The following is a 20,416-nucleotide window of genomic DNA, read 5'->3' as shown; positions in this document are numbered from 1 at the left end:
ACATATATATCTTCAGGTTATTTCACTACAACTTTCGCTGTCTGACTGCCGACTTTTACCAAATACAGCCCAGACTTCAGACTGCCGAATGCAGCCGTAGCTCCGTGCACAGACGACACCAACATACCCTGTGCGTCAAACACACTGATTTCGGCACTTTCCAACCCTTCTACGCGAATCGAGCCGTCTGAACCATAAATTTTGACATCCTTGATACAACGGCTGCTAATGCCACTTCCTGTCTTCACGGCCTCACCGCCTATGACTGCCATTTGCAATGGCATTTCCATCACCTCGTCGAATCCGTTGTCTAAGACCAAATAACCCGGTGTCACCAACTTGTCTTTTTCCACAAAAAAGAACGAAGCTTCGTTGGGATTATAACCGCCTTCCTCTTCCGGTTGCGCCCCGAAGCACATGCCATTGGCCAATTTCACATCATGCGGCAATACCAATATGCCACCATCGGCATAGAACTCTGCGGCCACTTCCGTATTTTCCATCCCGAACCAATTCCCTACGCTCACACCGGAAGGAACCGTTTCTGAGGTATTTCCCGTAATTTTCAGCTTAAAATTTTCAGACGCATCAGCCAACAAATTATTATCTACCCTCGTCGACGCGAAATCATACTCCCCAATCACATCACTAAGATTATAGGATATGTCTTCCTTGGTCATGGTATATGCAGAAGCGTAAGAAAGCATCCCCATAATACCGTCCTCCATATCCATAATGGTGACATTTTCCAATGCATTCTGCGCCGTAATCTCTATTTTGCCATCCTTCTCCGTCACCTGATAGTTAAAAACGACAGTTCCTCCTGTGGATGCTGCATCTGCTACAAGCATCAAATTCATTCCCATCATAAACACGGCCGTTGGCGTTTCTCCCTTCAATGTACCATCTTCCTGATTGTAGGTCAGCGTCACACCACCGCCATAACCGAAGAAACCGAGCACCTTCAATTCATTCTCTGACTCGCCCGGCAACACGGCCATATTATAACCCGTTGTCGCAGGAACCGGAGCCTCGCCCGCCGCTCCAGAAACCATGTCAACATAAGAGCATTCTCCACTAAATTTATAGCGGCCATACAATTCCTTAACCGAAGGGAAACCGGCTGCCGAAACCATTTCTATACCCAATGAAACAACAAACAAGGCAATCAAAACAGCCTTAAAATTAATAGAAGTAGATTTTCTCATAGACACACTTTTTTTTGCATTAAAACAATGCAAAAATAATAAAAAAGAAAGAAAAGAAGAGACTTTGGGCGTTTTTTAACTATAAAACAACCGAAAAAATACAATCCTCCCATGGCATCCTTGCATCCACTTGCAAATCGAAAGGCTTTCCCTGCATTTTTCCGGCAAAAAGCACTATCTTTGTCCCGCTATAATGAAGAAGAGAAACGCATGATTGTATGTATCGCCGAGAAACCCAGTGTGGGTAAAGACATTGCCAAAGTACTGGGCGCCACGCAAGACCACCGTAATTATTGGGAAGGCAACGGCTACCAGGTCACTTGGACTTTCGGTCATCTTTGCGAACTGAAGGAACCGCACGAATATACTCCGCTCTGGAAAGCGTGGAGCCTTTCTTCATTACCCATGATTCCGCCCCGCTTCGGCATCAAGCTGAAAAATGACAAGGGCATCGAAGAACAATTCCGGGTGATTGAACGGCTGATGCAGGCTGCTGACATGATCATCAACTGCGGTGATGCCGGACAGGAGGGAGAGTTGATACAACGTTGGGTCATGCAGAAGGCCGGTGCCCGATGCCCGGTGAAACGCCTCTGGATTTCGTCACTCACGGAAGAAGCCATCCGTGAGGGATTCAGCAACCTGAAAGACCAGAGCGAATACCAGTCGCTCTACGAAGCCGGACTGAGCCGCGCCATCGGCGACTGGACTTTGGGCATGAACGCCACGCGGCTCTATACATTGAAGTACGCACAGGGCCGCCAGGTGCTGAGCATCGGACGGGTTCAAACCCCCACACTGGCTCTCATCGTCAACCGTCAACAGGAAATCGAGAACTTCAAGCCGGAACCTTATTGGGTACTGACCACCAACTACCGTGATACAGTCTTTACCGCTGTGTTGGAACAAGACGAAGAGGAAACCGCGACGGTTTCTCAGGAAAAAGGTGCGAACGGCAACGGAAGCGGCAAGGCAAACGATGTGGCACGCCGGGGATTCACCTCGGAAGAAGAAGGACGGAAAGCCCTTGAACAAATCAAAGACGCACCGTTCACGATTACGTCCGTCACCAAGAAAAACGGAACGGAAGCCCCTCCCCGTTTGTACGACCTGACCTCGCTACAGGTGGAATGCAACCGCAAGTTTTCTTTCTCGTCCGACCTGACCCTGCAACTCATCCAGTCGCTCTACGAGAAGAAAGTCACGACTTATCCACGTGTGGACACCACTTTCCTGAGCGACGACATTTATCCGAAATGCAACGCCATCCTCAACGGTATAGCCGGCGAATATGCCGCCTTGCTCCAACCCTTACGTGGCGCGGCGTTGAAAAAGAGTAAAAAGGTGTTCGACTCTTCCAAAGTCACCGACCACCATGCCATTATCCCCACAGGAGTAGCACCGCACGGCTTGACACCGGACGAACAACGGGTATTCGACCTCGTGGCGCGGCGTTTCATTGCAGCGTTCTACCCCGACTGCAAATTCGCCACCACCACCATCCTCGGCGAAACGGCCAACATCCCGTTCAAAGCCACCGGCAAACAGATTCTCTTGCCGGGTTGGCGAGAGGTGTATGCACAGGAGGCCAAGACGGTGGAAACCTTGGGAAAAAACGCCGAGGAAGAACGTACGCTCCCTGTTTTCACGAAAGGTGAAAGCGGCCCCCACGTTCCGGACTTGGCCGAAAAATGGACACAGCCACCCAAACCTTACACAGAAGCTACGCTCTTGCGCGCCATGGAGACTGCGGGTCGCCTGGTGGACGACGACGAATTGCGTGATGCCTTGAAAGAGAACGGTATCGGCCGTCCGTCCACCCGGGCCGCCATCATCCAGACCCTCTTCAAGCGGCATTATATTCGGTTGGAACGAAAGAACCTTATAGCCACTCCCACGGGAGTGGAACTCATCAGCCTCATCCATGAGGAACTGCTCAAAAGTGCCGAGTTGACCGGCATTTGGGAACGCCGCCTTCGGTTGATTGAAAAGAAAACCTACGATGCCAAAACTTTTTTGGAAGAACTCAAGCAAATGGTAGCCGAAATCGTGCATACCGTCCTGGCAGACAACACCAACCGTCGCGTCGCGGAAACACAGGAAGATAAACCTGTACCAAAAGGGAAAAAGGGAAACGTAAAAGAAAAGTCAGCTAAAGCACCAAAAACGGCACGCAAAATCGCGAGCAAGCGAGAGCAGAACCAAGCCCGCCTGACTATGCCGGGCGAGAGCGATTTATCTAAAAAGTCGGCCGCTCCCCAAACAGCCGTAATCCCGGCCACGCCTCCTGCCCCCAAAGAGGGTAACCTCTGCCCGCTCTGCGGAAAGGGGCACATCATCAAAGGCAAGACCGCTTTCGGCTGTTCGGAATGGAAAAACGGATGTACTTTCCGCGCACCGTTGGAAATCTCTTCGTAAGCCGCGTCCTTGCATGCCATACCGCCTCCTACACAAGTTTTTCGTGAAAACATCCTTCATCTTTCAGGATGCACTTTAACATCCTCATAACATTGATGTTATAAGCTGAAGGATATTTCAGGCATCTTTCAGCCATGCTTCATTTCGTTCGGCTGAGACAGGAAAATCGCTTGGCGCAGAACGAAAAATCGTTCGGCTGAGATTGAAAAATCATTTGGCGCAGAACTTTTCATTGCTTTCTGCCATGAAGGGGAACTGAAAGATGACTGAAACATCCTTCATCCTACAATTCATTCTATAACAACCGATTATCGAACAATCTGAAAGATGAAGGATGTTTTTGCAAAAAACCTTGGGGAAACATACAGAAAATGATGGACTCCGGCAAAATACCTTTTCTATCCCAACAATCTCCAACTATCCTAAGTTCTTTGAAGAAATAAAGAAAATCATTAGAAAATAAGAGATTATCGTAAAAATCCACTATCTTTGTATTCGGATTGAGGCAACTCTTTTCAATACACGTGAAATAAAAAAGGAGCGTTATGCTTTCATCTTTTGTTTTAGGACTAAGTATCGCTACTATAATAGGTATCGTCATAGTAACGATACGGTTATTGCTAAAAAAGAGATTAAATGAACTGTCGGAACGAATTACAACCATAACTCCTTATAAGGATATACAAAAAAGCAGAGAAAAGGAACTAAAGCAAAGTAATGAAAGTTTTTTCATTGATATTGAAACCGATTTAAGGAATAGTTTTAATGAACACATAATATCCTCTTCGGAAGAGAAACAATTCACAAAATATTATACTGAGTTCTTCCATAAAGTCAATTCTTTGCAGAGAAGTCTTGAAGCATTCCATATAAAACCGTCCGAGACAATCTCAAAATTTACACATGATTTCGGAAACATCCACTCAATTGTCAAAAGACATAATGAGCAGGTTATCCAAGACACTCTTGACACCCACAAAGTTTTTTTCGACCATTGTCTTAAATACCCGTTAGACACACAGCAAAGGCGTTCAATCGTGTCTGAGGAAGATAATTGTTTGGTGGTTAGTAGTGCAGGAAGTGGAAAAACATCGTCCATTGTAGGAAAGGGAAGGTTCCTGGTAGACATCAAGCACATCAATCCTCAAAAGATTCTTCTTATCAGCTATACAAACAAAGCTGCTGCCGAGTTGACGGAAAGGATGGATATAGAAGGACTAAGGGGATACACCTTTCATAAACTTGCTATTGACATCATCGGGAAAGCGACAGGACAAAAGCCCTCCATCTGCGATAACACAGACGCATTGTTTGTGAAAATATATCATAAACTATTAGAAGATAAGTGGTTCAAAAAAGGTATTATAGAATACTTTGTTGACTATCAAGTGCAAGAAGAGGATTGGGAGCATCACAAAAATGAGCGTAGACAAAAACTCTCCGAATTAAAAGAAGCACGCTTGAAAGCGCAATTCCCTGACATGGACGGGAAAACTATTTATGTTCGTAGTGAGCAGGAGCAGAAAATCTGTTTTGTATTATCTTCTTTGGGTGTGAAATTCAGGTATGAAGAGCCTTACGAACATCCATTGGCTGATGAAATGCATTCACAATACAGACCCGATTTTTCCATTTACTTTGAGCAAGATGGCAATACAAAACGTATTTATTTAGAGCATTTTGGCGTGAACGAGCATGGACTTGTTCCCACATGGTTTGCAAAAGACAAAGGCATTACTTATGAAGAAGCAAACCAAAAATACAATGACGGAATAACATGGAAAAAAGCAGCCCATGAGAAGTTTGGGACTATATTATTGACAACTTCAAGTGCTGATTTCCATTATTCAGATATTCGGCATACATTAAAAGCTTCATTGGAAAAGATAGGCGTTCCTGTTCAAGAAAAAACAGATGCCGAATTATACGATATGGTTCTTCCTCCAAACAGCAAGCAAGAAAAGGCTTTCATTCGGCTTGTTGTAACTTTTGCGACATTAATTAAGTCCAGTTGCAAGTCTATAAAAGAGGTTTTGAAACAGGCTAAAAGTGTTGGGGACGAACGCAGCACATTTATTATCAAGAGAATATTTCAGCCTGTTTATGAACTGTATATTGAAGAATTGAAAAGCAGTAATCAGATAGACTTTACCGATGCTATTCTGCAAGCCACGGAAATATGCCGTTCCTCCCATCCTGTAAAGTATGAATATATCATCGTTGACGAGTTCCAGGATATATCAGTTGACCGCTACAATTTCCTTAAAGTACTCCGAGAAGGCAATCCTCCTGCAAAATTGTATTGCGTGGGCGATGATTGGCAATCCATATACCGTTTTTCAGGAAGTGACATGGCTCTTTTCAATCAATTCTCTGATTATTTCGGCTCCACAGAAATCAATAGAATCGAAACGACATACCGTTTTGGAGAGCCTTTGGTAAGCCTGTCATCGCAATTCATCCAACGGAATAAGACACAGCTAAAAAAGGATATACACCCATTCAATCCGCAAATCAAAACCGAATTACAATTCTGCGCTTATGAACGACGTGACTATTGTAACGCTATCGGACTATTGGTTGCGTCTATCCCTGCGGATAAATCCATCTTTTTGTTAGGGCGGTATTCCTTTGATGACTACTATTTGTCGTTTCTGTACAAATCGGTAAAAGAGGGCAATCGCTTTTACTACTTCATTGGAAACAGAAAGATTGAATTCCTTACAGTCCATAAATCCAAAGGACTTGAAGCAGATTATGTAATAATACTTCAATGCAACAAAGATACCTATGGATTCCCTTCAATGGTAAGTGATGACCCTGTTCTTGATTATGTTCTGACTAAAAGCGACCAATATCCGTATGGGGAAGAACGTAGGTTGTTTTATGTGGCTATCACCAGAGCCAAAATAAAGACATACGTACTTTACGACAGACACTTCCCATCCGTTTTTGTTGACGAGTTCTTACACCCCGGTAAAGTCACGGAAGAAAGTTACACCAAACACCCCAATGCCAACAAGAAATGGACACGCAGTGCTGACAAATTCCTACTTACCCTTTACCATGAAGGAAAAAGCATAAAGTACATCGCAGAGAAAATGGGAAGAAGTCAAACCTCTATCGTTATGCGAATAGGAAAACTAGAAGGCAAGCAATAATAAAAACGCTCATAATGCTTTTCATTAGACAAATTGCACTACTTTTGCATAATAAGAGTTGTTTGACAGAAAGAAAAGCAACGCATTTCACGAAATTTGAGACTGTTGCCAAGTCATTACCCCGTTATTTGAAAAAGGACTCACAAGCAGTTTATTTCTAATCTATTTTATTTCGCTATCGTTTTTTTAGAAAACAGCGGTAAATGATTATCCATTGGACGACATGTCCAACCCCATCCTGGTTATCGCAGAAGAACAATAAATAATAGTTAAACTGTATTAAAAACACAGGCATTTGCGTGTAAACAGCACACTCTTCACTCCCTATTTATATAACTTTGGAGAGAAATTCAACCCAATAACTTTTAATCACTTAAACCATGAACAGTACTCGTATCAGCAAACTGATTCTTAGTTTACTATTTTTATGCCTGGCAACCACAGGCCGTGCACAAACCTTCCCTCGCCTGCTTTTGAGTGGGGATTATCCCGACCCGTCCATCATCAGGGAAGGAAAAGACTTCTACATGACAAACTCATCTTTCAATTACGCACCGGGACTGCTCATTTGGCACTCTACCGATTTGGTGAACTGGACCCCCATAGCCCGTGCACTCCATGCACTCGACGGTTCGGTCTACGCTCCAGACTTGGTGAAGTACAAAGGACGTTACTATATCTACTATCCTGCTGCCGGAGCCAACTATGTGGTCTATGCCGATGATATCCGAGGCCCGTGGAGCCAACCGGTGAAACTCGACCTGACGGGCATCGACCCTGGACATGTAGTGGGCGAAGACGGCAAACGGTATTTATATGTGGACAAAGGTGCCATAGCCCCGCTAAGCGACGACGGGCTGAAAGTGACGGGACCGAAAAAGACCGTCTACGAAGGTTGGCGGTTCCCCAAGGATTGGAAAACCGAAGGCAATGGCGACATGTTCCTCGAAGGCCCGAAACTGCTGCACAAGGACGGTTATTATTATATGGTATCGGCAGAAGGCGGCACCGCCGGACCGGCCACGAGTCACATGGTAGTCGTGGCACGTTCCAAAAGCGTGTTCGGCCCGTGGGAGAACTCCCCCTACAACCCTTTGGTGCATACCTACAATGCAAGCGACCCTTGGTGGTCGAAAGGACACGGTACGCTCATCGACGATGCCGAAGGGAACTGGTGGGTGGTGTACCATGCTTACGCACAAGGTTACCACACGTTGGGTCGCCAGACGCTGATAGACCCGGTGGAATGGACAGCCGACGGATGGGTCAAGCTGCGGCATGATGCCCGTCCGCTCCCGGCACAAGACCCTGAAAAACACGGACTGGAACTCTCCGATGACTTCACGGGCAAGCAACTCGGCCTGCAATGGACCTTTTGGAAGGAATACGCCCCCGAAAGCCTCTCATTCGGCAAGGACGGCATGAGCGTCAAAGCCAAAGGCAAGACTCCTACGGATGGACGTTTGCTTTTGACCACAGCCACAGACAAGAACTATGAGCTCACGACGGAAATCACCCTCGGAAAAGGGAACACGGGCGGTTTGCTCCTTTTCTATGACGAGAAGGCATACGCCGGTGTCGCTTCGGACGGAAAGACGCTCACGATATACCGCAACGGGGAAAAAGCCGAAACCATGCCGTCCGATTACCACAAGCATTTCTACCTCCGCCTGCTCAACCGTGCCAACCGCGTGACCCTCTCTGCCAGCAAGGACGGAAAGTCATGGAAGGAACTGGCCACGGATATCGACGTGTCGGGACTTCATCACAACAACTACGGTGGGTTCTATGCCCTCCGTCCTGCACTCCTGTCCGCAGGAAAAGGACGTACGACTTTCCGCAACTTCACCTACCGTGACGCCACACCGCAAGAAAAAGACATGGCGGCCTACCTTATGGTATTCCATCAGGACGAAGACCACTGCCTGCATGCAGCCATCAGCCGCGACGGTTATACGTTTACCGCCCTGAACGATGGCAAGCCCATTATTGCAGGCGATACAATCGCCGACCAGAAAGGTATCCGCGACCCGCATATCTACCGTGGCCCGGACGGCGGCTTCTACTTGGCCATGACCGACTTGCATATTTATGCACAACGCGAGGGTTACCGCGATACGGAATGGGAGCGCGACGGGAAAGCTTATGGTTGGGGAAACAACCGTGGCTTGGTGCTGATGAAATCGTTCGACCTCATCCATTGGACACGCACCAACATACGTTTCGACCAGATGTCCAAGGAATTTGCACAGATAGGTTGTGCTTGGGCACCGGAAACAGTCTATGACCCCGCCACAGGACGGATGATGATTTATTTCACCATGCGGTTCGGCAACGAGCAAAACAGGCTTTATTATGTCTACGTAAACCAAGATTTCAACCGTATCGAGAGTATTCCGCAAATCTTGTTTGAATACCCCTCTGGAGCGTCTGCCATCGACGGCGACATCACCCCGATATGGAACGAGGAGCGGCAAAAAATGGAATATCACCTGTTCTACGTGGCGCATGAATCCGGTTCGGGCATCAAACAGGCGGTTTCCGACCGTATCGACGGAAGCTACCGGTTCGACCCGCGTTGGATAGACTTTGAACCGGTGGCCTGTGAGGCACCTAACGTTTGGAAACGCATCGGTGAAAACAAATGGGTACTCATGTACGACATCTTCGGCATCAACCCGCACAACTTCGGCTTTGTGGAAACCTGTGACTTCGTACACTTCAAGAACTTGGGACGCTTCAACGAAGGCATAATGAAAACCACCAACTTCCGGTCGCCCAAGCACGGTGCCGTCATCCACCTGACAAAAGAAGAGGCGGACCGGCTCGAAGATTACTGGAATAATCAGAAACACTGAAAAAATCCTCCTCCCTGCACAGGCTCTATCTCCATAGGTAAAACCATAACGGAACCGCCTGCGCAACCCAAGCCATGGAATACGGTTTTTCTCATTCGTCCGTATTCGTGGCTTTTTATTGTCTTAACCATCTTTAATATTAAAAAAATAAGTAATTCGCCGTCCTTATTCGTATATACATAAAGAGATTTATTATCATTACTTAATTTACACTTATGAACAATGACATGAAAAGCAAAAGGAAAAAACTCTGCATGCTGTTAGCTTCTTGCTTCGTGGCATGTACCGGCACCGGACTTTATGCACAGGAAGACGGATTGCGGCTGCACTTCGACTTCGAACAAGTAAACGGTACTTCCGTCACGGACGCTTCTACGTCCGGCATCATAGCTTCGTTGAAAAACGGTGCCAAGGTGGAAGAAATGGGAAAATACCATGTGCTCAATTTGGGCAACCAGTCTGGTTATCTTGATTTGACCGAAAAAACGGGCGCCCTATTCAAAGAAATGGACTCCTATACAGTCTCCATGTACTACCGGGTAGACGAAAACGCCTCGCTTTCCGGCGCGGGATTCTTCCTTTGGTCCTTCTCCACATCCATGGCTTGCACCGCTTCTGAGGGGAAATATTCGGCCTACCGCTTGAACGCACAACGGTTTGCCAACTCCACAGGTGGTTATCAACACGAAACGGGTATTGAAATCGGAGGAGAATCGGAAAAAGGCCGGTGGATGCACGTCCTTTATACACAAAACGGAAAGAACGGCACGCTTTATCTTAACGGTGTACGCAAAGGGTCAAACAGTTCGATGCCTGCCAACTCGGAAAACTTCAATGCCTCCATTCCTTACGTATGGATTGGACGTGCTCCTTTTTCCGCAGACAATTACTTGAAACAAACCCTCGTGAGCGACATCAGACTTTACGGCAAAGTATTGGGCACGGCGGAAATCAACGCCCTCTCACAAATCACCGAAGATTTGGAGCATGAATTCCGCTATGGTACCCCCGGCGATTTCACAGCCCTGCGAACCGCCATCCGGGAAGCAGAAGATTTCTTGGCCGGGCATGCTGCAATTTATCCGGAAGCTGCCGTGGCGATTTACCTGGATGAAATCAACATGGCCAAAACCCTCGCTGAGGAAGGAAAAGTGAACCAAAACGTCATTGACAAACAAATCAAAGCCTTGGCCGCAGCACAGAACACGTTGAAAGCCACTGACGGATTTGAATTCGATGACGAGGATGTCGTGGAAGGCTATGATACGGACAAAGGATTCCGACATCCCGGTGCGCTCCACACCGATGAGGACTTTGAACGCATACGGCAACAGTTGAAGGACGGCAACGCAAAAGTCATAGCCGCATACAATGTACTGAAAAACGCGGCTTATTCACAATCCAATGCCGCCACCTATCCCGTTGAAACCATTGTCCGTGGCGGAGGAGTAGGGGAAAACTATATCAACGCCGCACGCGGTGCCACCATCGCTTACCAGAATGCGCTTCGTTGGAAAATAGACAGGTCGGAAGAACACGCCCGCCACGCCGTAGACGTCCTTATGGCTTGGGCACGCACGACGAAAGCCATCGGCGGAGACTCCAATTATGCGTTGGCAGCCGGACTATACGGTTATGCTTTTGCCAACGCAGCCGAACTGGTACGCGACTACGAGGGTTGGAATGCAGAAGACTTTGCAGAGTTCAAACGATGGATGCTCAATGTGTGGTATCCTTCTTGTATAGGATTCCTACATGGCCGAAACGGCACGTGGGAAAACTCCGGAGGATGGGGGAAGTGCCCTGGGCATTATTGGTCGAACTGGGGATTGTGCAACGTATTGGCCGTAATGAGCATCGGCATCCTTTGTGATGACGTGTTCCTTTATAACCAAGGCCTTTCTTTCTACAAATACGACCAAGTAGGTACTTTCGTAGACCCACGTACAGCCAACCCGATTTTGAATGACGGACTGACAGAATTCATAGGCAATCTGGTGGTCACGACACAAAATTCGGAGTTGGAAACAGGTGCGTACGGAAAATTGGGACAGATGCAGGAAAGCGGTCGCGACATCGGTCACGCTGCCATGGCTGCAGGATTGGCTGTGGATGTGGCACACATCGGATGGAACCAAGGAGACGACCTGTTTTCCTACATGGACAACCGTCTGGCCGCCGGCATCGAATATTTGGCGGCACAGACGCAAAGCGTGCCTAACCTGCCTTGGACCGACTATCATTATGCCGACCGGGGATTAGCTTGGTGGGACAACCGGTCGTGGCTACAAAAATCACCGGCACTGGGAGAACAAATTCGTCCGTACTGGGGCACCGTCATCGGACATTACGAGGGCATCAAAGGCGTGAAAATGCCTTTCTCTGAAATGGCTTACGAAAAAATGGGTATTGACGGAGGCGGACAGGGCAGTGTCAGCGGAGGATACGACCACATGGGCTATTCCGTGCTGATGAACACCCGAGACTTCGCACAACCTGACCAAGTGCCCACACCACTCACCCCTGTCATGGAATATAATGGAACAACAGTACCCCGCAACGAACTTGGCGGGCTTACCAACACCTATGCCATAGCACCGACCAACGCCCTCCCGGTTGGCACTATCGTCACGCTGAAGCCCCAACTTCCGGTTGGCACGGCAGACACCGGGAAATGGAAATGGAACAACGGAGAGACATCCAAGGACATTACGATTGTGGCGAACAAGAGCGGTGTATGGCGCGTGACTTACACCAATGAAAAAGGCGTGGAAAGCGAACAGGCGTTCACCATTGCCGTAGCAGGAGATTGCGAAGAAAGCGACATTATACCTTTTATTACTGCCAATGGAAACAAATTGCAAACCCGCACGGTCAACATCCTATACGGCAACCCCGTAACCCTCGAAGTCCAAGCAAAGATGGGTTGGGGATATTACACATGGGAAAACGGAGCCACCGGTCCGTCCATCACTTTGCCGAACGTGACAACTAGCCGGAACGTATCCGTATTATTCATCGGACAAGGTGGACGGAAACAAAAGGTGACATTCCATATCAACGTGCAAATTGCCCGTCCGGACATCACTGTCAACGGAGGACGCTACACGGACTCCTCCATGGCCATAGTGGAACAAGGGGACAACGTGACCCTTTCTGTCACCCCATCCGACTTCATGGTGAACGGAAGTTACCTATGGAACGACGATTCGACAGGAGACGAACTTGTAATCAACGACATACAGACTTCCGGGACGTATAGCCTTTCTTATACGGCAGGAAACCACTCCACCACCCTCAACTATCAAATTTATGTAAAAGACAACAATTACCGAACTATCCCGGTCGGCTATTATTATATCCGACACAGAGGATATGACACTTACCTGACCAACCATGGGAACGGCACGGTTCCATCCTTTGAACCGAAAGGAAGAGAAGAGAACAAAGCCCAACAATGGTATGTGGACAACAGACCGCCTTCCACAGCATGCGGTTTCATGTCTTTATTGGACCAAGCCTATCTGAAAGATGACGGGACATGGAAAACAACATCCACAAGGATGTTCCGCCTCAGCGGAGCCAAAGGCATAACACCTCTGGCCATACAGAAATCCGCACGATCGGGTAAAATATTCTGGAATGTGGACGAAAACGGGAACATAAATTTCGCTGCAACAGAAGAACCTAACGATTATCCTTTTGAATTTATTCCCATAGAAGGCAGCAGCATACCTGAGACCCAAACGGGAAACCATACCGTCATACGTAAACTCTACTATACATTAGACGGCATACGAACTACCAATTTGCAGAAAGGCATTTATATCCGACAGACACTGTTCAACGACGGCACCATGAAACAAGAAAAGGTTGTCATTCGTTAGCGTTCCGTCTATCTAACAAGACACCCTCAAAAAGATACTCCTGAATCCATTTCGGTTCAAAAAAATCCGTTAGTTCCAACGGTAAATGAAATAAAAAAATTATATTTGCATACCGAATGGAATATGAAAAAATGGATTTCTCTTTTTGGGGGTATTTTTGTGACGTTATGGCTCGCAAGCTGTAGCGCGGAAAGCAATGTGAAAAAGGGAGATAAATTCTATGCCATAGGAGAATACTTCGAAGCGGCAGCCGAATACCGTAAAGCCTATATGCGCACCAAACCCAAGGAACGCGCCAAGAGGGGCGAACGGGCCTACAAAGCTGCGGACTGCTACCGGCGCATCAATTATACTTCACGGGCCATCGGATCATACCAAAATGCAGCACGATACAACTACCCGGACAGCATCGTTTATTTTTATTTGGCTGAAATGCAACGCAAAAACGGCGATTATAAAAAGGCGTTGCAGAATTATGAGATTTACCTTCAGTACAAACCAAACGACGTATTGGCACGTCACGGACTACAGGGCTGTACCATGGCACCCATCTGGAAACAGAAACCGACACTGTATTCGATAAGGAAAGAACCGCTACTCAATGCCCGACGCTCGGACTATTGCCCGATGTTGGCAGGTGATGACATGGACATGCTGTATCTGACTTCCACACGCCCACAGGCAACAGGCAACGAACTGAGCGGCATTACGGGTATCAAGTCCGGTGATATCTTTATCTCCAGAAAAGACGATAAAGGGAAATGGCAGGCACCGGAACTGGTAGAATCCGAAGTAAACAGCGAATACGATGAAGGAGCCTGCGCCTTTTCGCCGGACGGCAAAACAATGTATTTCACCCGTTGCACGCATGACCCCGAATATCCACGATATGCACAAATTTATACCTCGGAACGCACGGATGCCAGTTGGAGTGCACCCAAATTATTGGAAATCACAAAAGACACTTTATCCTCCTTTGCCCATCCTACCGTATCGCCGGATGGCAGATGGCTGTATTTCGTATCCGACATGCCGGGAGGATTAGGAGGCTTGGACATCTGGCGAATAGAAATAGGAGAACATGGATTAGGCGGAGTGGATAATCTCGGCGAACCCATCAATACTCCGGGGAATGAAATGTTCCCTTCATTCCGTCCGAACGGAGATTTGTATTTTTCCTCCGACGGACACGTTGGCATGGGCGGATTAGACTTATTCAAGGCCGAACAGGACAGTGCGGGTACATGGACCGTAGAAAACCTGAAATATCCGATGAATTCGCAAGGAGATGATTTTGCCATGACTTTTGACGGACTGCACAACCGGGGATTTTTCAGCACCAACCGGGGAGATGCCCGAGGGTGGGACCACATCATGAGTTTCGAATGCCCGGAAGTATTGCTTACGGTCAAAGGATGGGTCTACGAAAAAGACGGCTATGAACTGCCGGAAGGCCTGGTTTACATGGTGGGCAACGACGGGACAAACTTGAAACTGAGCGTGAAAGGAGACGGTTCTTTTACCCAAGAAATCCAACCCAATGTAGACTATGTATTCTTAGGTACGTGCAAGGGATTCCTGAACCATAAAGAACAACTGCGAGTGGACACTAGCAGCATAAGCAAAGAATACGTACTTCAGTTCGAACTGGCTTCCATCACAGCTCCCGTACTGGTAGACAATGTATTTTACGCCTTCGACAGTGCGGAACTCACGGACTCTTCTACTCTTGCACTGGACTCCCTCGTCACGCTCATGGAAGACAACCCGAACATCACGATTGAACTCAGCTCGCATTGCGACTACCGGGGAAGGGATGAATACAATATCCGCCTCTCCCAACGCCGGGCAGAATCAGTGGTGAAGTACCTGATAGCACACGGCGTCGCTACCGACCGCCTGACTCCCATCGGATATGGCGAGACACGCCCGAAAGTCATCCGCAAACGATTGACGGAACGGTACCCGTTCCTGCATGAGAACGACACATTGACGGAGGCTTTCATCAAAAAACTGCCAGAAGAACAGCAGGAAATCTGCAACGCCCTGAACCGCCGGACGGAATTCCGCGTCCTCCGTACCACTTACGGTTTGTTCGATACTCCGGAAACCCCGAAAAACAACACGGAGGCAAAAGAGCAGTAATCTTTTTCCTCATGCCTATTTCAACCCGAACTTTACCGGTAAAGAAAACAACACCCTGATTTGGCAGATTTCCCCATCTTTTTCCACCACAAATTGCATATATACTCTTCCACTCGCTTCTTCAGATACACAAACTGGCGGATACTTTATATTTTTCGATAAGAAGGCCATACATGCCTTGTTTCCACACCGTCCCGTTGGCATAATACCACACCTTTTTTCGCTTTCCCCAAAACGCCTCCAACCCTCAAACTTTCAGAATCCACTCCTACAGACCGTTCTTTCACAATAACCCAATTTTGCGATTGCACACTTTGCAACCCCGCCATAAGCATCACAAGGAGACTCACAATAGTTTTCACCAAACACATATTCCTTCATTTCTAATCATAAAGCATACCCGACATGGAATGTCCCTGCCCGATATGCTTTATCGTTTAAGCCGGCATCAATGTGGAGATTTCCGTTTTCTCGCTTAAATGCTCCTTCAAAAAAGCCTTTATGCGAGCTATCAGATTCATACAACCATTACTCATCTCTTCATCCTGCGTCTGATAATCGAGATCGCCACACACGGAACCTACCAGATGTTCCTTCTCAGATGTACAATAATCCAAGAATAAGTGAATTTTATTCCAACTACTGTAATCCATAAAACGTGTCAGAAAGTTGCGCTGCCGTCCTTCCATAACCACGATAAAATCGGCCTGATTCAGTAAGTTGCCTACTTTATCAGGACCACTGCTTTCCGGAACCACACTTTCATGAGAAGTGACTCCCCACATGGCCATATCGGCGGACTCTACTTCAATATCCGGCACCTCTGCCTCTTGTATTTTCTTCTTAAAAAGATATTCTACAAAAGGTAACCTACAGGCGCACCCTGAACCGATAAATAAAATTTTCATAGCGCTGTATAGATTAAGTTAGACAATTAGACATCTACGGTGTGAGTAGAACTCTCATCGCTTCAATCCATTCACACTCTCAGGCTTTAAATATAGCATTTACAGAATAAGAAAGCAAGTAACAAGAGAGAAATATATTATTTTTTAGCATTTTTCACTTTATTCTATTGATTTACGCCATAAATCTCCTTTTAAACTATAAGTCGAAAGATAGCTTGTCCGTATTTTCCACTCCTGTGGATAAAGGTTATTGGCCCGTCCGCCTATATTTTTCACGAAACCGATCGGAGTGTCCTGAAACGTCAGCAACACGTAACCTTTAGGAGTGTCGGGAGGCAAGACAAGCACTTCTTTACGTAAATAGGGCACCGCCATGTCGTAGGAAACGGGGACAACCGGGAAAGCCGCACGATTCAAGTCGACGGACATCGCTAAAGCGTGAAGCGGAATATAGTCCTTCCCCTTTACCGTAGCCAACGGAACACCAACCTGCCATACTTTAACCGATTCTCTCAACAAGCCTATCTGACGGGAGAATGAAGCACGTATAGCCGTCCACACCGGTCCGTCGGAAACGAAATCAAAGGTATCGGCATGAAGCAACCATGACCGGCAGGAAGCAGGCAAAGCCGGAACGGAAGCTTGTACAGTACGTTTCTTTTTAGACTTCACACGCTCACTTTTATACCAGTCAGAGGACATCCCACAATCTGAAGCCCCTTCCTCACCATTTTTTCGTAAAACGGCCAAAAAGAAGCCTTCTCCACGAGTAAAACCGGGAATGAAATGGGCGACGGGAAAAAGCCTTTCCGCCTTCACCGTATCTTTTACAGAGGAGAGCGGAAGCAGGTTCCCCACGACTCCCCAACCCGGTTCCACATCAAGAGGAAGTATTTCCGCACCGAGTTCTTCGGCTATCCAAGCCACATTTTCCTCATCCTCTAAAGCATTCAGCGTACAAGTACTGTACACCAACAACCCACCAGGCTTCAACGAAGGCCATACGTCACGCAAAATCTCACGCTGACGGTCACGGCACATCCGGACAGCCTCCATACTCCAACCTGTCACGGCATCTTCTTCTTTTCGGAACATCCCCTCGCCGGAGCACGGCACATCGGTCACCAACAAGTCGAAAAAGGCTGGCAAACGGGCAAAATCCCTTGGATAACTGTTGGTCACTACCACGTCAGGATGTCCCCACTTCGTCAGATTCTCCAGTAAAACCTGAGCACGTGCCTTTACGGGTTCGTTGGCCACCAACAGACTACCCTCCGGCAGACACGAACGAATATGGGTAGACTTGCCGCCGGGTGCAGCACAAAGGTCGAGCGCTATCACCGGACGGGTTACATAACGGCATAAGACCTGCCCGAGAAACATGGAAGCAGCCTCTTGTACATAATAGGCACCGGCATGGAATAATGGGTCGAATGTGAACGGAGGACGTTCGCTTAGGTAACCTCCTTCACCGGAAGCCCAAGGCACCGGGCCATCTCCCCCATTCAAATATTCCGTCGAAAGACCGGCCCATAAGGACTTGAACGGATTCAGCCTCACACTCACGGAAGGTTCTTCATCCAAAGCTTGGGCAAAACGTGCATAACGCTCCGTACCAAGCAAACGTAGGGCGTAGTCTTTAAACTCCTGAGATATATCCGGTCGTGTCATGTCGTATCATTTTATGAGGATAAAAGTACGCAAAAAAAACGTGGCGAACAACAAAATCGGACGGATTTTAATTTGCTTCTGCGCTCGCCTTTCGCTATCTTTGTTCCCACGAAGATAGGATGCGGCTTGGCATAGCCAAACCAGAAAACTTTGTTTTCATTTGTCTCTGCACTCGCCTTTCGCTATCTTTGTACATTAAATCAAACCGCTTACCACATGAAACGCCCTATATTTCCCGTCATATGGCTTTGCCTTTTATGGGCTTGTCTCGCACAAAATATTGTCTTGGCACAAAATGGCATCACTGTCTACTCCGATACGGTGTCGGCTTTGGAAGACGTGGCCGACGATAGCACGTGGAGTTCTCCCCCATCGGTTTACTCCCACACATTTTCTCTCATGGACGATTTGGGAAACGAAGGAGTTTTGGACTTTTTATCCGGACTTCTCGGAATTGGCGGTGTGCTCTTTACAATACTTACCGTAATCCTGTTCCTCATTCCTGCCCTCCTCGTGCTTTTGGCCGTCTACCTGATATACCGTTCCCACCGCGAGAAGAACAGGAGGATAGAAAGAGCCGCGTATGACCCTGAAAGACGGACGATAGACGAAGATACGAGAAACCAAATGCTCAAACAATCTGCCATAAAGAACGCCTGTTGGGGGGTAGGGCTTATCGTCGTTGAATGGATCATCGACTTCACAGACTTGTTGTTCGTCGTGGGCGTAGTCATGCTCTGCATAGCCGCCAACGATTGGCTGACCACCCTTATCAATAAGAAAAAAAAATAAAACAATATTAAGAATGAAACAATATCTCGACCTGTTACATAGGATAATGGAAGAAGGCGTGGAGAAGAGCGACCGTACAGGTACGGGCACCCTCAGCGTATTCGGCCATCAGATGCGGTTCAACCTCGAAGAAGGATTTCCGCTGCTTACCACAAAGAAGTTACACCTGAAGTCCATCATCCATGAACTGCTCTGGTTCCTGCAAGGCGATACCAACGTGAAATATTTGCAGGAACACGGCGTAAGGATATGGAATGAATGGGCAGATGAAAACGGCGATCTGGGACATATTTACGGGTATCAGTGGCGTTCGTGGCCGGACTATAAAGGTGGATTCATAGACCAGATACAAGAGGCTGTGGATACCATCAGACACAATCCCGATTCACGCCGTATCATCGTCAGTGCATGGAACGTCGGCGACCTCGGGAACATGAACCTGCCTCCCTGCCATGCTTTTTTTCAGTTTTACGTAGCTAAAGGGAAATTGAGCCTTCAGCTTTACCAACGTAGTGCGGATACGTTTCTCGGTGTTCCCTTCAATATCGCATCATACGCCCTGTTGTTGATGATGATGGCACAGGTGACGGGACTGAAAGCAGGCGACTTCGTACACACGTTAGGAGACACACATATCTATAAGAACCATCTGGAACAAGTGAAACTGCAACTCACCCGGGAACCTCGTCCCCTGCCTCGCATGAGACTCAATCCGGACGTGAAAAGCATCTTCGACTTCAAGTTTGAAGACTTCACATTGGAAAACTATAACCCTTGGCCGCACATTGCCGGTGCGGTTTCCGTATAACCCTCTAACCATCCCGACATGATATCCATTATCGTAGCTATTGCACGCAACCGTGCCATCGGTTTTGAAAACCACTTGCTGTACCGGCTTCCCGACGACCTGAAGCGATTCAAGGCACTCACCACCGGACATACCATCATCATGGGGCGCAAGACGTTTGAATCCTTTCCCAAAGGAGCGTTGCCCAACCGGCGTAATATCGTGCTGAGCAGAAACAAAGCTGCCGTCTTCCCCGGTGCGGAAACATTCAGTAGCTTACAAGAGGCCCTGTCACATTGTAAGGAAGAAGAAGAGATATTCATCATCGGCGGTGAAAGCGTGTATCAAGAGGCCCTGCCACTCGCCCAGAAAATATATCTCACGGAAATAGAAGACACGCCCCAAGAAGCGGATGCTTTCTTCCCCCCTTTCGACATCCGGCCATGGGAACTCATACAAAGTTCTCGACATAATAGGGACGAGAAACATCAATATCCTTTCTCCTTCAAAGATTATCAGAGAAAGAGCCGCCATTGATACCCAGAAGAAATTCCGTCTCAAACGAAGAACCGTATAGAATA

General features: G+C 47.5%; 11 protein-coding genes. 8 read left to right on the top strand and 3 right to left on the bottom strand.

The window, feature by feature from the left end; all coding sequences use genetic code 11:
• Positions 1-17: 17 nt before the first annotated feature.
• Complete coding sequence (locus HMPREF9442_RS14065; protein WP_008629896.1) at positions 18-1,208, bottom strand: T9SS type A sorting domain-containing protein; 1,191 nt, start codon at positions 1,206-1,208, stop codon at positions 18-20.
• Positions 1,209-1,418: 210 nt separating this feature from the next.
• Between HMPREF9442_RS14065 and HMPREF9442_RS14060 the strand changes: the two genes are divergently transcribed.
• The 5 genes from HMPREF9442_RS14060 to porE all read left to right on the top strand — a co-directional run bounded on the left by HMPREF9442_RS14060 (position 1,419) and on the right by porE (position 15,677).
• Entirely contained in the window at positions 1,419-3,626 is a 2,208-nt protein-coding gene (locus tag HMPREF9442_RS14060; RefSeq protein WP_040603203.1) for a DNA topoisomerase 3, read from the top strand.
• Positions 3,627-4,171: 545 nt separating this feature from the next.
• Positions 4,172-6,787, top strand: coding sequence for a UvrD-helicase domain-containing protein (locus HMPREF9442_RS14055; protein ID WP_008629892.1), 2,616 nt, complete (start codon positions 4,172-4,174; stop codon positions 6,785-6,787).
• A 380-nt stretch (positions 6,788-7,167) separates the two neighbouring features.
• Positions 7,168-9,645 carry a family 43 glycosylhydrolase gene (locus HMPREF9442_RS14050; protein WP_008629890.1) on the top strand — a complete coding sequence of 826 codons (2,478 nt, stop codon included), beginning with the start codon at positions 7,168-7,170 and terminating at the stop codon, positions 9,643-9,645.
• A gap of 227 nt (positions 9,646-9,872) precedes the next feature.
• Entirely contained in the window at positions 9,873-13,532 is a 3,660-nt protein-coding gene (locus HMPREF9442_RS14045) for a LamG-like jellyroll fold domain-containing protein (RefSeq protein ID WP_147639923.1), read from the top strand.
• 123 nt (positions 13,533-13,655) lie between these two features.
• Positions 13,656-15,677, top strand: a complete 2,022-nt coding sequence (gene porE / locus HMPREF9442_RS14040) for a PorE family type IX secretion system protein (protein WP_008629886.1) — start codon at positions 13,656-13,658, stop codon at positions 15,675-15,677.
• A gap of 437 nt (positions 15,678-16,114) precedes the next feature.
• On the opposite strand, the gene HMPREF9442_RS14035 is transcribed toward porE, so the two are convergent.
• Together HMPREF9442_RS14035 and HMPREF9442_RS14030 are read right to left on the bottom strand one after the other, a co-directional pair.
• A complete protein-coding gene (locus tag HMPREF9442_RS14035) occupies positions 16,115-16,585 on the bottom strand; it encodes an arsenate reductase/protein-tyrosine-phosphatase family protein (protein ID WP_008629870.1) in 471 nt (156 codons plus the stop codon).
• Positions 16,586-16,744: 159 nt separating this feature from the next.
• Positions 16,745-18,256 (bottom strand): methyltransferase RsmF C-terminal domain-like protein, encoded by a 1,512-nt coding sequence (locus HMPREF9442_RS14030; RefSeq protein ID WP_008629869.1) that lies wholly within the window; start codon positions 18,254-18,256, stop codon positions 16,745-16,747.
• A gap of 216 nt (positions 18,257-18,472) precedes the next feature.
• Here HMPREF9442_RS14030 and HMPREF9442_RS14025 point away from each other — a divergent pair, with 216 nt between their 5' ends.
• The 3 genes from HMPREF9442_RS14025 to HMPREF9442_RS14015 are packed head-to-tail and all read left to right on the top strand — an operon-like array spanning position 18,473 to position 20,372.
• Positions 18,473-19,048, top strand: coding sequence for a DUF6249 domain-containing protein (locus HMPREF9442_RS14025; RefSeq protein ID WP_008629868.1), 576 nt, complete (start codon positions 18,473-18,475; stop codon positions 19,046-19,048).
• Positions 19,049-19,061: 13 nt separating this feature from the next.
• On the top strand, positions 19,062-19,856 hold the full coding sequence (locus tag HMPREF9442_RS14020; RefSeq protein WP_008629867.1) for a thymidylate synthase: 795 nt from the start codon (positions 19,062-19,064) through the stop codon (positions 19,854-19,856).
• Positions 19,857-19,874: 18 nt separating this feature from the next.
• Positions 19,875-20,372, top strand: a complete 498-nt coding sequence (locus HMPREF9442_RS14015; protein WP_008629866.1) for a dihydrofolate reductase — start codon at positions 19,875-19,877, stop codon at positions 20,370-20,372.
• Positions 20,373-20,416 lie beyond the last annotated feature (44 nt).

Origin of the sequence: Paraprevotella xylaniphila YIT 11841 (assembly GCF_000205165.1) — a bacterium.
Lineage (GTDB): Bacteria > Bacteroidota > Bacteroidia > Bacteroidales > Bacteroidaceae > Paraprevotella > Paraprevotella xylaniphila.
This window is presented reverse-complemented; position numbering and strand designations above follow the sequence as displayed.

What these genes read in the sequence shown, in the direction of transcription:
- HMPREF9442_RS14025 (WP_008629868.1), top strand. Translation starts at nt 18,473, where the DNA reads ATGAAACGCCCTATATTTCCCGTCATATGGCTTTGCCTTTTATGGGCT.
- HMPREF9442_RS14050 (WP_008629890.1), top strand. Translation starts at nt 7,168, where the DNA reads ATGAACAGTACTCGTATCAGCAAACTGATTCTTAGTTTACTATTTTTA.
- HMPREF9442_RS14030 (WP_008629869.1), bottom strand. Translation starts at nt 18,256, where the DNA reads ATGACACGACCGGATATATCTCAGGAGTTTAAAGACTACGCCCTACGT.
- porE (WP_008629886.1), top strand. Translation starts at nt 13,656, where the DNA reads ATGAAAAAATGGATTTCTCTTTTTGGGGGTATTTTTGTGACGTTATGG.
- HMPREF9442_RS14055 (WP_008629892.1), top strand. Translation starts at nt 4,172, where the DNA reads ATGCTTTCATCTTTTGTTTTAGGACTAAGTATCGCTACTATAATAGGT.
- HMPREF9442_RS14035 (WP_008629870.1), bottom strand. Translation starts at nt 16,585, where the DNA reads ATGAAAATTTTATTTATCGGTTCAGGGTGCGCCTGTAGGTTACCTTTT.
- HMPREF9442_RS14065 (WP_008629896.1), bottom strand. Translation starts at nt 1,208, where the DNA reads ATGAGAAAATCTACTTCTATTAATTTTAAGGCTGTTTTGATTGCCTTG.
- HMPREF9442_RS14060 (WP_040603203.1), top strand. Translation starts at nt 1,419, where the DNA reads ATGATTGTATGTATCGCCGAGAAACCCAGTGTGGGTAAAGACATTGCC.
- HMPREF9442_RS14045 (WP_147639923.1), top strand. Translation starts at nt 9,873, where the DNA reads ATGAAAAGCAAAAGGAAAAAACTCTGCATGCTGTTAGCTTCTTGCTTC.
- HMPREF9442_RS14015 (WP_008629866.1), top strand. Translation starts at nt 19,875, where the DNA reads ATGATATCCATTATCGTAGCTATTGCACGCAACCGTGCCATCGGTTTT.
- HMPREF9442_RS14020 (WP_008629867.1), top strand. Translation starts at nt 19,062, where the DNA reads ATGAAACAATATCTCGACCTGTTACATAGGATAATGGAAGAAGGCGTG.